Annotated in this window: 11 protein-coding genes; 7 read left to right on the top strand and 4 right to left on the bottom strand. The window is 69.4% G+C overall.

What is annotated here, in order from left to right; all coding sequences use genetic code 11:
• The first annotated feature begins 119 nt into the window (after positions 1-119).
• Genes Phou_RS14675 through Phou_RS14660 form a run of 4 tightly spaced genes read left to right on the top strand, consistent with a single transcriptional unit; the run spans position 120 to position 4,102 of the window.
• Positions 120-1,046, top strand: a complete 927-nt coding sequence (locus Phou_RS14675) for an ABC transporter permease (protein ID WP_173056559.1) — start codon at positions 120-122, stop codon at positions 1,044-1,046.
• Positions 1,039-2,016, top strand: coding sequence for an ABC transporter permease (locus Phou_RS14670; RefSeq protein ID WP_173056558.1), 978 nt, complete (start codon positions 1,039-1,041; stop codon positions 2,014-2,016). Before Phou_RS14675 ends, Phou_RS14670 begins: the two co-directional genes overlap by 8 nt.
• Before the next feature lie 9 nt (positions 2,017-2,025).
• A complete protein-coding gene (locus Phou_RS14665; RefSeq protein ID WP_173056557.1) occupies positions 2,026-3,063 on the top strand; it encodes an ABC transporter ATP-binding protein in 1,038 nt (345 codons plus the stop codon).
• The gene (locus Phou_RS14660) at positions 3,056-4,102 is read left to right on the top strand and encodes an ABC transporter ATP-binding protein (protein WP_173056556.1); all 1,047 of its coding nucleotides are present in this window, start codon (positions 3,056-3,058) and stop codon (positions 4,100-4,102) included. Before Phou_RS14665 ends, Phou_RS14660 begins: the two co-directional genes overlap by 8 nt.
• A 1,070-nt stretch (positions 4,103-5,172) precedes the next feature.
• On the opposite strand, the gene Phou_RS14650 is transcribed toward Phou_RS14660, so the two are convergent.
• Together Phou_RS14650 and Phou_RS14645 are read right to left on the bottom strand one after the other, a co-directional pair.
• Positions 5,173-5,487, bottom strand: a complete 315-nt coding sequence (locus tag Phou_RS14650) for a chorismate mutase (RefSeq protein WP_173056554.1) — start codon at positions 5,485-5,487, stop codon at positions 5,173-5,175.
• A 240-nt stretch (positions 5,488-5,727) separates the two neighbouring features.
• Entirely contained in the window at positions 5,728-7,596 is a 1,869-nt protein-coding gene (locus tag Phou_RS14645; protein WP_173056553.1) for a bifunctional metallophosphatase/5'-nucleotidase, read from the bottom strand.
• A gap of 188 nt (positions 7,597-7,784) precedes the next feature.
• Here Phou_RS14645 and pcrA point away from each other — a divergent pair, with 188 nt between their 5' ends.
• Positions 7,785-10,244 carry a DNA helicase PcrA gene (gene pcrA / locus Phou_RS14640; RefSeq protein WP_173056552.1) on the top strand — a complete coding sequence of 820 codons (2,460 nt, stop codon included), beginning with the start codon at positions 7,785-7,787 and terminating at the stop codon, positions 10,242-10,244.
• Positions 10,245-10,361: 117 nt separating this feature from the next.
• Here the strand turns inward: pcrA and Phou_RS14635 are convergent, their stop codons facing one another.
• Entirely contained in the window at positions 10,362-11,180 is an 819-nt protein-coding gene (locus Phou_RS14635) for a M23 family metallopeptidase (RefSeq protein ID WP_246273556.1), read from the bottom strand.
• A 238-nt stretch (positions 11,181-11,418) separates the two neighbouring features.
• The gene (locus Phou_RS14630) at positions 11,419-12,129 is read right to left on the bottom strand and encodes a M23 family metallopeptidase (RefSeq protein ID WP_173056550.1); all 711 of its coding nucleotides are present in this window, start codon (positions 12,127-12,129) and stop codon (positions 11,419-11,421) included.
• A gap of 404 nt (positions 12,130-12,533) precedes the next feature.
• Between Phou_RS14630 and icmB the strand changes: the two genes are divergently transcribed.
• A complete protein-coding gene (gene icmB, locus Phou_RS14625; RefSeq protein ID WP_173056549.1) occupies positions 12,534-12,938 on the top strand; it encodes a coenzyme B12-dependent isobutyryl CoA mutase small subunit in 405 nt (134 codons plus the stop codon).
• Between the two features lie 265 nt (positions 12,939-13,203).
• Complete coding sequence (locus tag Phou_RS50610; RefSeq protein ID WP_178134964.1) at positions 13,204-13,959, top strand: hypothetical protein; 756 nt, start codon at positions 13,204-13,206, stop codon at positions 13,957-13,959.
• The last annotated feature ends 88 nt before the right edge of the window (positions 13,960-14,047 follow it).

The following is a 14,047-nucleotide window of genomic DNA, read 5'->3' as shown; positions in this document are numbered from 1 at the left end:
TACCATCAATCGGTAGGCCGGACTCCTGGGGGTTACAACCCGGTGACGTGCGGCCACCCCCTCGTGCGTCGCCCCCACCCTGTCCCGGCGTCAATCAGGACGCCCCGTCTGGAGGACCCATGGGCCGTTATGTGTTGAGGCGGCTGCTCCAGCTCATCCCCGTCTTCTTCGGGACGACGCTGCTGATCTACTGGCTGGTCTGGGCGGTCCCCGGCGACCCGTTTGCCGGCAAGTGCGGCGAGCGTGCCTGTCCGGACTCGTACATCCAGTTCATGACCGACAAGTACCACCTGGACGACCCGTGGCCGATCCAGTACCTCTACTACATGGGTCACCTGCTGACCGGTGACTTCGGTCAGACGTTCGGCGGCCGGGAGATCAGCGAGATCATCGCCCAGGCGTACCCCAACACGCTCAAGCTCGCGCTCGTCGCCCTCATCATCGAGGCGATTATCGGCCTCACCGCCGGTATCCTCACCGGCCTGCGGCGCAACGGCTTCCTGGACAACCTGGTCCTGGTCTCCACGCTCTTCCTGCTGGCCATCCCGACCTTCGTCAGCGGCTTCCTGCTCCAGTACCTGCTGGGCGTGCAGATCGGCATCATCAACCCGACGGTCTCCAGCGGCGCGCCGATCAACGAGCTGATCGTTCCCGGCTTCGTGCTGGGCAGCATCTCGATGGCGTACGTGGCCCGGCTGACCCGCACCAGCATCGCGGAAAACTCGCGCTCCGACTACGTGCGCACCGCGGTCGCCAAGGGCCTCCCGCAGCGCAGGGTCGTCGGCGTACACCTGCTCCGAAACTCGTTGATCCCGGTGATCACCTTCCTCGGCACCGACCTCGGCTCCCTGATGGGCGGGGCGATCGTGACGGAAGGGATCTTCAGCATCAACGGGATTGGTCGGGAGGTCTACCGGGCTATCGTTACCAAGGAGAGCGCGACCGTTGTCGGAATCGTGGTCGTCCTGGTGATGGTCTACCTGTTGATGAACCTCCTGGTCGACCTGCTCTACGCCGCACTCGACCCGAGGATCCGCTATGAGTGACCCCACGTCTGGCTCCCTGGTCACCTCGCCCGCCGAGCAGCCCGGTGTCGTCACCGACACCGTTCCCTCCACCTCCGCGCCGCCCAAGGGCAAGAAGGAAAAGCCGCGCGGCCTGCTCGGCGACGCGTGGTACGACCTGCGCCGCAAGCCGCTGTTCTGGATCTCCGCCGGCTTCATCGCGCTTTTCGTGCTGATGGCAGCGGTCCCGTGGCTGTTCACCAGCGGCAGCCCCACCGAAGGCAGCCTGAGCCGCAGCCTCGAGGGCCCGGGTGCCAACGGCTGGTTCGGATACGACATCCAGGGTCGCGACATCTACAGCCGCGTGATCTACGGCGCTCGCGCCTCGATCATCGTCGCGGTGACCGCCACGCTCGGCACCGTGCTGATCGGCGCGTCGGTCGGCGTGCTCGCCGGTTTCCGGGGCGGCTGGATCGACGCGCTGCTCTCCCGGCTGGCCGACGTGTTCTTCGGCATCCCGTTCGTGCTCGGTGCGATCGTCATCCTCTTCACGTTCAACCCGCGCGGCGCAGGCTCCAACGAGTACAAGATCATGGGCCTGGTCATCCTTGCCCTGTGCCTGCTCGTCTGGCCGGTCTCCATGCGGATCATGAGATCGAGCGTGCTGGCGGCCAAGCAGGCCGACTACGTGGTCGCCGCCCGCGCGATGGGCGCCAGCAACTCGCGGATCATCTTCAAGCACCTGATCCCGAACTGCCTCGCCCCGGTGCTGGTCTACTCCACGATCCTCGTCGGCGCCTTCATCGGCGCGGAGGCCACGCTCTCGTTCCTCGGTGTGGGTCTCCAGTCGCCGGTGGTCTCGTGGGGCGTCATGATCAGCGACTCTCAGCAGTACATCCGGGTCGCGCCGTACTGGCTGCTGTTCCCCTCGGCGTTCCTCGTCGTCGCTGTGCTGAGCTTCGTGATGCTCGGCGAGGCGGTCCGCGAGGCCCTCGACCCGAAGCTGCGGTAGGAGACACCGTTGTCCAACGTCTACGTAGCCGACCAGCCTGAAGCGGCTCGCGAAGGGCGGCCCACCGGCCGCCTCCTCGAGGTCGAAGACCTCCGCGTGGAGTTCCGTACGCGCGACGGCGTCGCCAAGGTCATCAACGGCGTCACCTACCACGTCGACGCCGGCGAGACGCTCGCCGTGCTCGGCGAGTCGGGCTCCGGCAAGAGCGTGACCGCACAGACCATCATGGGCATCCTCGACACCCCGCCCGGCTTCGTCACCGGCGGCGAGGTCCGCTTCCACGGCAAGGACATGCTCAAGATGTCCGCCGAGGACCGGCGCCGCATCCGTGGCGAGGGCATCGCGATGGTGTTCCAGGACGCGCTCTCGTCGCTCAACCCGGTCTTCACGGTCGGGTTCCAGATCGCGGAGCAGTTCCGCATCCGGCGGGGCATGAGCCGGCGCGACGCCAAGATCCGTGCGGGCGAGATGCTCGACCAGGTCAAGATCCCGAACGCGAAGCAGCGGCTCAACGAGTACCCCCACCAGTTCTCCGGCGGTATGCGGCAGCGCGTGATGATCGCGATGTCGCTGGCCCTCGACCCCGAGGTGCTGATCGCGGACGAGCCCACCACCGCCCTCGACGTGACGGTGCAGGCCCAGATCATGGACCTGCTCGCCGAGCTGCAGCGCGAGCGGCAGATGGGCCTGATCCTCATCACGCACGACCTCGGCGTCGTGGCCGACGTGGCCGACCGGATCGCGGTCATGTACGCCGGCCGCATCGTCGAAGAAGCCAACGTCTACGAGCTGTACGCGAAGCCGGCCCACCCGTACACGATCGGGTTGCTCGAGTCGATCCCGCGCATCGACGAAAAGGGGCAGCAGCTCCGGACCATCCGCGGCCTCCCGCCGAGCCTGCTGAAGATCCCCTCCGGCTGCCCGTTCCACCCGCGCTGCCCCATGGCACAACCCGTGTGCCCCGAGAAGGTGCCGCCGCTGCTCCAGCTCGGGCCCAGCCGGGCCAGCGCCTGCCACTTCGCCGAGGAGCTGGTAAACCGTGACTGAGCCGATCCTCCAGGTCCGCGACCTGGTCAAGTACTACCCGGTCACCCGCGGCGTGGTCTTCAAGAAGACGATCGGCCATGTGCAGGCGGTCGACGGCGTCTCGTTCGACCTGCGCAAGGGCGAGACGCTCGGCATCGTGGGCGAGTCGGGCTGCGGCAAGTCGACGCTGGCCAAGGTGCTGATGCACCTGGAGCACCCGACGAGCGGCAGCGTCGACTTCAACGGCCAGAACATCTACAAGCTGGGCGCTACCGGCCTGCGGCGGCTGCGCCGCAACATCCAGCTGGTGATGCAGGACCCGTACACGTCGCTCAACCCCCGGATGACCGTCGGCGACCTGATCGGCGAGCCGTTCGAGATCCACCCGGAGGTGGCGCCGAAGGCGAGCCGGCGGCAGAAGGTGCAGGAGCTGCTGGAGGTGGTCGGGCTCAACCCCGAGCACATCAACCGCTACCCGCACCAGTTCTCCGGCGGCCAGCGCCAGCGCATCGGCATCGCCCGCGCGCTCGCGCTGCGTCCCGAAATCATCGTCTGTGACGAGCCGGTGAGCGCGCTGGACGTGTCCATCCAGGCCCAGGTGATGAACCTGCTGGAGAAGCTCCAGAACGAGTTCGGCCTGTCGTACATCTTCATCGCGCACGACCTGTCGGTGGTCCGCCACCTTGCCGACCGCGTCGCGGTGATGTACCTCGGCAAGATCGTCGAGCTGGGCACCGAGGACGAGATCTACGAGCGGCCGACCCACCCGTACACGCAGGCGCTGCTCTCCGCCGTGCCGGTGCCCGACCCGAACAGCCGGAAGAACAAGGCGATCATCCGCCTGACCGGCGACGTGCCGAGCCCGACCAACCCGCCGTCCGGCTGCCGGTTCCGTACGCGCTGCTGGAAGGCCCAGGAGGTCTGCGCCCGCGAGGTGCCGCTGCTCGAGGTCCGCAGCGGCTCCGACCACCCGAGCGCCTGCCACTTCGCCGAGAAGCGCGAGATCGTGGTTTCGCACGAGGCCGGCGACCTCACCGAGCTGCCGACCCGCACCCTCTAGGACCCGACGCCGCAGCCCGCCCGCTTCCCGGGCGGGCTGCTCGGCGCGCGTGGGCTGCTCGGCGTGCGTGGGCTGCTCGGCGTGCGTGGGCTGCTCGGCGTGCGTGGGCTGCTCGGCGTGCGTGGGCTGCTCGGCGTGCGTGGGCTGCTCGGCGCGCGTGGGCCTTTCGGCGCGCGTGGGCTCAAGTTCCGAAAGCGATTTTGAGCTACCGCGATGTTCGTCGTGGTCCGGACCGTTGCTCCCGCGGCCTCACCCTCCGCGCTGGGTCGCGGTTTCGGGCTCTGCGCAGCGCCACGGGGGCTGCGGCCGGTGGGGGCCTCTGCGGGTTCATGCGCTGGCAGCGCCATGGGGTCGCGGCCCACGTGGGTGTCCACGGGCTCAGGGGCCAACGGCGCGGGCGGTGTGGGCTTCCGCGGGTCAGGCTTGGCCAGCGGGCGCGCGCGATAGCGGGCGGTGACCGGCGGTGGGCCTCCGCGGGATTCGGGTGCGGCCAGCGCCACAGGGCTGCGGTCGGAGCGGACCTTCCGCGGGGGTCGGGCTTGGTTGACAGCGCAGCGTTGTGGCGGGCTGGGGCTGGCAGTGAGCCTCTGCGGGCTTAGGTGCGGCGAGCGCGCCACAGGGCTGGCCGGTGGGGTTTCCGCGGCGTCAAGCGCACGCAGCGTCACAGGGCCGCAGCCGGCGTGGGCTTCCACGGTCGGGCTGTGGTCGGCTGTGGGTCTCTGCGGGTGCTCAGGCGCGGCCAGCGCGCCGGGTGTGAGCCTCCGTGGGGTCAGGCGCTGGCAGCGCCACGGGCCGTGTGGGCCTTCCACGTGGTCAGGCAATGGTTAACGGCGCAGCGGTGTGGCGGGGTGGGGTCGGTGGTGGGCCTCCGCGGGCGCAGGCGCGGCCAGCGCCACAAGAGCTGTGGCCCCGGTGTGGGTCTTCGCGGGGTCAAGCGCCGGCAGCGTCACAGGGTCGCCGCCGGCGCGGGCCTTCCGCGGAGTCAGGCTTGGCCAACGACGCGGCGCCACAGCGGGCCCCAGCCGGCGTGGGTCTTCCGCGGAGTCGGGCTTGGCCGACGGCCCGCGGCGCTACAGCGGGCCGCGGCCGGCGCGGAGGATGAGCAGGGCGAGCTGGGTGCCGTCGGCGCCGAGGGCGCTGCGGAAGCGGTCGACGATCTCGCGCTCGCGGGACAGCACGAGGCGCGTGCCGCCGGAAGCGAGGCGGGTGGCGCCGACGCGCTGGGAGAGGCTGGCGCGCTCCTGCCAGAGGGCGATGAGCGCGCTGTCGATCTCGTCGATGCGCTCACGCATCGCGAGGATGCTCTCCGACGCTTCTGGGGCGTTTGTGCCCGTGTCGTCGCTGCTCGCCGGGGTGCCGGGCTGTTCCGCCACATCGGTGGCCATCGGGTACTCCCTGGGTCTTTGTCCGGGTCCACCTGGAGTCCAGAGCGCAAAATGCCCCGGGCTCCAGGAGCCCGGGGCATTTTGTAGGTCTAGTGATCAGGCGCGACCTACGACTGCCGGACTCCCGGAGCCGTAGCTAAAGTAACGCCGTACCTGCTGGATCACGCGCTGAAGTATGCCAGCGGCATCCGGCCCTGGCAAGGAGGGACCCCGGCGTTGCGAGGTCCCTCCTTGTGATTTTCAGGCGGTCTTCGTGATGCGGTTCTGCGGGCCGGGCGCCACCGGCGTGCCCCCGCCCAGGTACGCGACGAGCGCGTCGATGTCGAACCCGGGCGCGGTGGTCCGGTCCGTACCCGCGGTGAGGCGGGTGAACCCGTCGCCACCGTTGGCCAGGAAGTCGTTCGTCGTGACGCGGTACGTGGCGGCCGGGTCGATCGGCGTGCCGTTGAGCGCGATGTTGCTGACCTTGGAGCCGGCGGCGGCGGTCGAGTTGTACGAGTACGTGAAGCCGACCGACGGCTGCAGGATGCGCTGGACCGTCTGCCCGCCGAACCCGACGAACTGCTGCTCCAGCACCTCCTTGATCTGGGCACCCGTGAGCGTCTGGGTGACCACCAGGTTGTTGAACGGCTGCACGGTGAAGCACTCGCCGTACGTGACGTCGCCGGGCGCCTCGCCACCGGGCGAGTTGGCGTACGTCAACGGTGCGCGGATGCCGCCCGGGTTCATGAGGGCGATCTGGGCGCCGGCCGAGGTCGTGTACGCGAGCTGGGCGTCGGCGATCACGTCACCGAGCGCGCTCTCGCCTGCGGCGTTCGCGGCGTTTGTGATGTCCGCCGTGATCTTGCCCACGAGGCGGTTGGCTATGGGCGCGACCGCCGTGCGGTACTTGTCGGCGATCGTCTTGGCGCTCGCGTCGACCAGCGCCGGGTTGCGCACGAACGCGCCGGTGACGTCGGTCTGCCAGCTGCCGTCCGGGTTGCGGACGCCGTTTTCCACGATGACGTTGCGCGCGGCGATCTCGGCGAACCGGCCGCTGCGCTTGTCCAGCGTGAAGTCGATGTCGGTGACCAGCACGCCGTTGCTGCCGGCGCTGGTCACGACCGTCGGCGCGCCGGAGGAGTTGGGCAGCTGGCACGAGTAGAAGCGGTGGGTGTGGCCGGAGACCACGATGCCGAACTCGGGACGCAGCCCGGCGACGATGTTCGTGATCGGGCCGGCGAAGTTGGCACACCCGTCGACCGGCTGCGGGGTGGGCGGGGCCGACTGCGCGCCGCCCTCGTGGATCAGCAGCACGAGCGACTTCACGCCGGCGAGGCGGAGCAGGCCGCCCCACTTGTTCGCCGTCTCGATCTCGTCGCGGAACTCGACGGAGGTGATGCCCGCCGGGTTGACGATCGAGGGGGTGCCCTTGAGCGTCATGCCGACGAAGCCCACCGGTACGCCGTCGACGAGGCGGATGTCCACGGGGAGCAGGAGCGGGAGGCCGCTGTTCTTCCGCACCACGTTGGCGGCGAGGTAGTTGAACTTCGCGCCCTTGAACCCGTCGCCGTCCTGGCAGCCGTCGACCGGGTGGCAGCCGCCGCGCTGGAGGCGCTGCAGCTCGGTCGTGCCCTCGTCGAACTCGTGGTTACCCACCGAGCTGATCTGGAGGCCGGCGTTGTTGAGCAGCTCGATCGAGGGCTCGTCGTGGAACGCGGCGCTGACCAGCGGGGTCGCGCCCACCAGGTCGCCGGCGCCGACGGTGATCGACTCACGCCGCTCCGCCTTGGCCTCGGTGCGCAGCCGCTTGATCCAGGTCGTGAGGTACTCCACGCCGCCGGCGGGGGTGCCGTTGACCAGGCCACCACTGCCGGTGGGCGGGTCGACCGCGCCGTGGAAGTCGTTGAAGCCCAGCAGGTTTCCCTTTGCCGTACGGGCACCCGTGCCGTAGCTGGCCTGCTCGTACGTGACGGAGACCGGAGACATCGGGGTCCAGGCATCGGCCGCCTGGCCGGACTCGGCTGAGTCGGGAGAACTGAACGGCACGGTTGCGACAACGGCCAGCGCGAGGGCGGGCACCGCGAGGTTACGCAGCACCGCCCACCCGCGCGAGCGCGATGGGGTCATGGTGTCTCTCCCTAATGTGCATATGCGCATGTGCGAGAACAACAGAGGCCATGTTTCTCGTCGTCGCATGATCGCACCAGACCCGCTGGGTGACGGTTTAGTAGCCATCCGGCGCGCTGAACGCCGCATCGCCCAGTGGGTGACCGTCGCCGGGAAACGTCGGTGCCCCGGCATAGACTCGGTGCGCGATGCATGCTCTCTTTGACATCCCATCCCCAGGCCCGCAGCAGGGCGCCGCTGCCGAGGGCGACGCCACCGCCGCTCACGAGCCGGAGGCGCAGCCCAAGCGGCCCAGGCGCCCCCGACTCGACCCCGAAAAGCTGCTGGAAGGGCTCAACGGGCCGCAGCGCGAGGCGGTGGAGCACGCCGGCTCGCCGCTGCTGATCGTGGCCGGTGCCGGCTCGGGCAAGACCCGGGTGCTCACCAACCGGATCGCCTACCTGCTGGCCGCGCGCGACGTGCATCCCGGCCAGATCATCGCGATCACCTTCACCAACAAGGCCGCCGGTGAGATGAAGGAGCGGGTGGCCGCGCTGGTCGGTGGCCGGGCCCGCCTGATGTGGGTGTCGACTTTCCACTCCGCCTGCGTGCGCATCCTGCGCGCCGAGCACGAGCACGCGGGGCTCAAGTCGACGTTCTCGATCTACGACGCCGACGACTCGCGGCGCCTGATGCAGATGGTGGCGCGGGAGCTCGACCTCGACCCCAAGCGCTACCCGGCGCGCGGCCTCGCGCACCAGATCTCCAACCTGAAAAACGAGCTGATCGACCCCGAGGGCTTCGCCGAGCGGGCCAAGGGACCGGCCGAGCGGGCCATCTCCGAGGCATACACGCTGTACCAGCGGCGTCTGAAAGAGGCGCACGCGCTGGACTTCGACGACCTCATCATGACCACCGTCCACTTGCTCCAGTCGCACCCGCACGTGGCGGAGACCTACCGGCGGCGGTTCCGGCACGTGCTGGTCGACGAGTACCAGGACACAAACCACGCGCAGTACGTGTTGATCAAGGAGCTGGTCTCCGGCACGCCCGGCCTTGAGCCGGCCGAGCTGTGCGTCGTGGGCGACGCCGACCAGTCGATCTACGCGTTCCGCGGCGCCACGATCCGCAACATCCTGGAGTTCGAGCGCGACTTCACCGACGCGCGCACGATCCTGCTGGAGCAGAATTACCGCTCCACCCAGACCATCCTCAACGCGGCCAACGCGGTTATCGACCGAAACAGCTCGCGCAAGCCCAAGCGCCTGTGGAGCGAGGAGGGCCAGGGCGAGCAGATCGTCGGATACGTCGCGGACACCGAGCACGCCGAGGCCGACTGGGTGGCCCGCGAGATCGACCGCCTCTGCGACGCCGGCCAGGCTCGTCCCGGCGACGTGGCGGTGTTCTACCGCACCAACGCGCAGTCCCGTGTCTTCGAAGAGGTCTTCATCCGCGTCGGCCTGCCGTACAAGGTCGTCGGCGGCGTCCGCTTCTACGAGCGCAAGGAGGTCCGCGACGCCTTGGCGTACCTGCGGGCCATCGTCAACGACGACGACACGGTGAGCATCCGCCGTATCCTCAACACCCCGCGGCGGGGCATCGGCGACCGCGCCGAGGCCTGCGTCGAGGCGCTCTCCAGCCGCGACCGCATCTCGTTCGGCGCCGCCCTGCGCCGCGCCTCCGAGGCACCGGGCATCTCCACCCGCGCGGCCAACGGCATCGCCGACTTCGTCGCGCTGCTCGACAGCGTGCGCGAGCTGGCCGAGACCGCCCCGCCGGAGGAGGTGCTGGAGGCGGTCCTGCAGCGCTCGGGCTACCTGGCCGAGATCGAGGAGAGCCTCGACCCGCAGGACGCCGGCCGGGTGGAAAACCTGCAGGAGCTCGTGAGCGTCGCCCGGGAGTACACGGAGCGGGCCGAGGCCCAAGCCGAGGCCGCTGAGGAAGGCACCGAGGCCAGCGCGGCAGGCGCCACGCTGGCCGGCTTCCTGGAGCAGGTGGCGCTCGTGGCCGACGCCGACCAGGTGCCCTCCGACGACCCGGAGCACCAGGGTGTGGTCACGCTGATGACGCTGCACACCGCCAAGGGCCTCGAGTTCCCCGTGGTGTTCCTGACCGGCCTCGAAGACGGTGTGTTCCCACACCTGCGCTCGCTGGGCGACACGCGCGAGCTGGAGGAGGAGCGGCGCCTGGCCTACGTGGGCATCACCCGCGCCCGCCAGCGCCTTTACATCTCCCGCGCGATGACCCGCGGCGCGTGGGGCCAGCCGCAGTACAACCCGGCCTCCCGCTTCCTCGCCGAGCTCCCGAACGACCTGGTGCGGTGGGAGCGCACCGACTCGGCGTACACGTCGTGGTCAGGCACCGGCGGCGGCATCGGCGGGCGCTCCTCCGCACCGGGCGGCCAGACCCGCGGCACCTTCACCGGCGGCACGGCCAAGGCCGCCCGCCTGGCCGAGCGCCTGGGCGTCGACAGCGCCAAGCTCGCCACGGCCAGCGACCTGCCCCAGGTCCCGAGCGTGAGCGCCGGCGACCGCATCAACCACCAGCGCTACGGGATGGGCCGCGTGGTCGAAGTGGAGGGATACGGCGCCCGGGCACAGGCAAAGGTCGACTTCGGCGACCAGGTGATGTGGATCGTGCTCCGCCACGCGCCGATCGAAAAGATCTGAAGACCGCCGGTCGCGGCGGCCTTCCCAAAGATCCAACCCGTTCCGACAGATCTCACCAAGATTTGAAGGACCGGACCGGAGCGACCCACTCGCCCCGGTCCGGACGGCAAGCCGGCCTCAGCAGCCGAGGTTCACCCCGCGGGACCGCATGAACGGGGCCGGGTTGATCTGGTTCCACAGACCCTGGTGCACCTCGAAGTGCAGGTGCGGGCCCGTCGAGTCGCCCGTCGAGCCCTCGTAGCCGATGACCTGGCCGGCCTTGACCTTCTGGCCGGGCTGCACGATGGTGCGCGACTGGTGAGCGTAGTGGGTCTGTATGCCGCTGCCGTGGTCGATCATCACCGAGATGCCGTAGCCGGCGTAGACCCAGCCGGCGGCCAGAACCGTCCCCGCGGCCGCCGCGTGGATGGGCGTGCCCTCGTCGGCGGCCAGGTCGAGCCCGGCGTGCAGTACGCCCCAGCGCTGCCCGAAGCATGATGTGATCTCGCCGCCCGGCATCGGGGTGACCCAGGCGGGGGTGGCCTTGGGCTTGGCGGTCGTGGCCTTCGGTGCGGGCGCGGCCTCCTCCTTCTTCGCGGTCTCGGGCGCGGCCGCCTTGGCACCGGCGGCCGGGGCCGAGGTGGTGGCCGACGGCGACGGGGTCGACGGGCGCTCAGCGCGGTCCGCGCGGTCTGCCGCGTCCGCCCGCGCCTCCTGGCCGGCGGTGACGGCCAGCGTGCTGGCCGGTCCCGGGTCGCCGCCGCTCACCGCCGCGGAGACGGCGGCCACGGGCAGGCCGAGAAGCAGGACCGCGGCGGGCAGGACGAAGCGGGCGCGTCCGGCGAGCCGGGTGCGTACCCGGTGCCGGATGACCTCACGATCGCGGGGGCGAGCGTGGGTCGGTACATAGGGGGAGTGCTCTGCACGGGGGACCTCCGTGGTTTGTCGGACCGGCAAATGTTGGTTTGCCTGCCGTTCACCACGGGAAGGGGTGGGAGATGCCATCGACGGAGGTTCGAGCGAGCGCGAGCTGCTTTGCCCGGATTTGCGGGGCTACCACCCGGTAGATCCAGCGGACATCGTTGTGGTGTGCGTCACATCTGCCACTGTGACGAGGGAAACTTTGCCTGGTCAGGGGCGTGAAAAAACCGCCCACGCCGGGAGGTGTGGGCGGTTTAAAGGACAGTACGCAGCGTCAGGAGGCGGCTACATCGGTGGAAATTGCCTCGACTTCAAGCTTTATGTCCGCCCCGTGGTCGCGCAGGTAGGGGACCGGGTCGCGCGGCGTGCCGTTGACATGCACCTCAAGGTGCAGGTGGTTGCCGTAAGCGTGGCCGGTGCTGCCCACGTAGCCGAGGGTGTCGCCGGCCTTCACCTGCTGGCCGGTCTTGACCGCGACCTGCGAAGAGTGGCCGTAGATGGTCTCGATGCCGTCGCCGTGGTCGACGATCACCGCGTAGCCGTAGCCGCCGTAGTAACCGGCCATCTTGACCGTGCCCGAGTGGACCGCCACGTAGGGCGTGCCCTCCGGCGCGGCGAGGTCGACGCCGGCGTGCAGCTGGCCCCAACGCATCCCGTAGGCCGACGTGAACTCGTAGCCGTGGAGCGGGAGCCGCCAGGTGTCGTCGGACGCCACCTGGGTCGTGTCGGACCGCCCGTCGCGGGACGCTCTGTCGGCGTCCTCCGCGCGCTCGGCGAGATCCTGCTGGGTCGAGGCCTGGTCGAGGTCGGCGATTGCCGACGGGTCGACCGTCTTCGCGTCCGGCATGGCGCCCGCACCGAGCGCCACAATCCCGGCGCCGACGAACGCGGTGGTGACGACCGCCGCGTAGCGGCTGCGCGGTGGGGTGGGGACGCGCCGTCGGCCGCGATAGCGGTCGGGCTCAGACGACAAGCGCTGGCGCACGCACATCCTCCGGTATCCGTCAGGCTGGCGGTGACGAGCGTCAGGTGAGGGGGGTGGACGCTCGGCTGCCGCGCTGTCCTCCCGTGGGGGCCGGGATGACAACCGTGGGACACCGTAACTAAGTCGATAGGCGTGTCACAAGCGGAACAGGCAAATTCCCTACAGAACCTCGTACTGTCCGTTGTGGAATGCCGGAATTCGTTACTATTTGTGTGCCCACTCGTTAGTAGCGTTGCGTCACATCGAATAATACTGATAGTTATGTGATCCGTTCAACAGCTTTAAATGCTTGCCCTCCTTAAAGGACGGTCCCGGCGCAGGTCCGGAGGGGTCGCTGTTCCGCTGCGCGTTCGCCGGGTTACCGTTCGTTCAGGTAGCAGTGCGGTCGGGAAGGTGCAGTGCTGATGAGTTCTCGGATACGGGTCGTCGTCGCCAAGCCGGGCCTGGACGGTCACGACCGCGGCGCCAAAGTGGTGGCGCGGGCGCTGCGCGACGCGGGCATGGAGGTCGTGTACACCGGGCTGCACCAGACGCCGGAGCAGATCGTGGAGACGGCGATCCAGGAGGATGCCGACGCGGTCGGCCTGTCGGTGCTCTCCGGGGCGCACATGACGCTCTTCCGCCGGGTCCTGGAGCTGCTGGCCGAGCGGGATGCGAGCGACATCGTCGTCTTCGGTGGCGGCATCATTCCGGACGCCGACATTCCAGAACTGGAGCGACTCGGCGTAGCGAAGATATTTACTCCGGGTGCCACGACAACGGCCATCGTCGAATGGGTCCGGGAGAACGTCACGCAACCGGTGGCATAGCATCACGCACCGTCAAACTGCGGCGAATCCACAGTGGACAGGCAATGCAAAAAGGGAGAGGCCGGACGCACCCCTCACACGTCCGGCCTCTCTATGCACGATGCCCCGCCGCCACCCCTCGACCGACAGGGCATCGGCCGTCTTCGTCGTCGCTGTATCGCTCAGACACTTGAATCAACGACGCCCTTCACAGGGGTTACGCGGCCGTCGCAAAAAGATTCCCGCTGTATCTGCGGGGTGCGCGCCACGCGTAACGTGAGCGTTCGTGACCGTCCCCCCGCAGCAGCCTCCCGGCGGCTGGCAGCCGCCGCAGCCGGGCGGATACCCGCCACCGCCCGGCACATATCCCCAGCAGCAGCCGCAGTACCCGCAGCAGTACGGGCCGCCGCAGCAGCGCCCCTACCCGCAGCAGCCGCCGCCGTACCCGCAGGGCTATCCGCAGCAGCCGCCGCCCTATCCGCAGCCGCAGCAGCCGCCGCCGGTGGTCAAGCGGATCCCGGAGGACCTTCCGTTCGTCGCGCGGCACAGCGTCAAGAAGCGCGTGCTCCTCTTCGGCGGTGTCGGTGGCGGCTTCTCCCTTCTCTTCGCCGCCTTCGTGGGCCTCGGCTCGGGGGAGCCGCTGGCCGGGCTCGGCGTGTTCGGCTGCTTCGCGGTGATGTTCGGGCTCATCTTCGGGCTGCAGCTCTGGCTGCTCACCTCCGGCGGCCCGGTGCTCGCGTTCAGCCCGGCCGGGCTCTGGATCAAGACGCGGCCCACCCGAGGGCAGGCGATCTGGCTGCCGTGGGAGGCGATCGAGCGGGTGTACCAGCGGCGCTGGACGTTTGACAAGCTGCTCTGCGTCAAGCCGCGCGACCCGCGCACCGGCACGAACCTCGGCACGTTCACCGCGCTCGACTCCAGCGTGCAGCAGCTCGTGTTCGGCACCGGCTTCACCGCGCCGCTCAACTTCGCCGACCGTCCCGAGGCCGAGATCATCGCGGCCGTCGCCCACTTTTCCGGCGGCCGGGTACGCGTCAACTGACTCCCGGTTGTGCAGTACCGCACACCAATCACCCGTTCGGTTGCCAGCCGTACGCCGGTCGCTAGGCTGCGCCCAATGGCCTGTTTAT

Origin of the sequence: Phytohabitans houttuyneae (assembly GCF_011764425.1) — a bacterium.
In the GTDB taxonomy this organism is placed as follows: domain Bacteria; phylum Actinomycetota; class Actinomycetes; order Mycobacteriales; family Micromonosporaceae; genus Phytohabitans; species Phytohabitans houttuyneae.
This window is presented reverse-complemented; position numbering and strand designations above follow the sequence as displayed.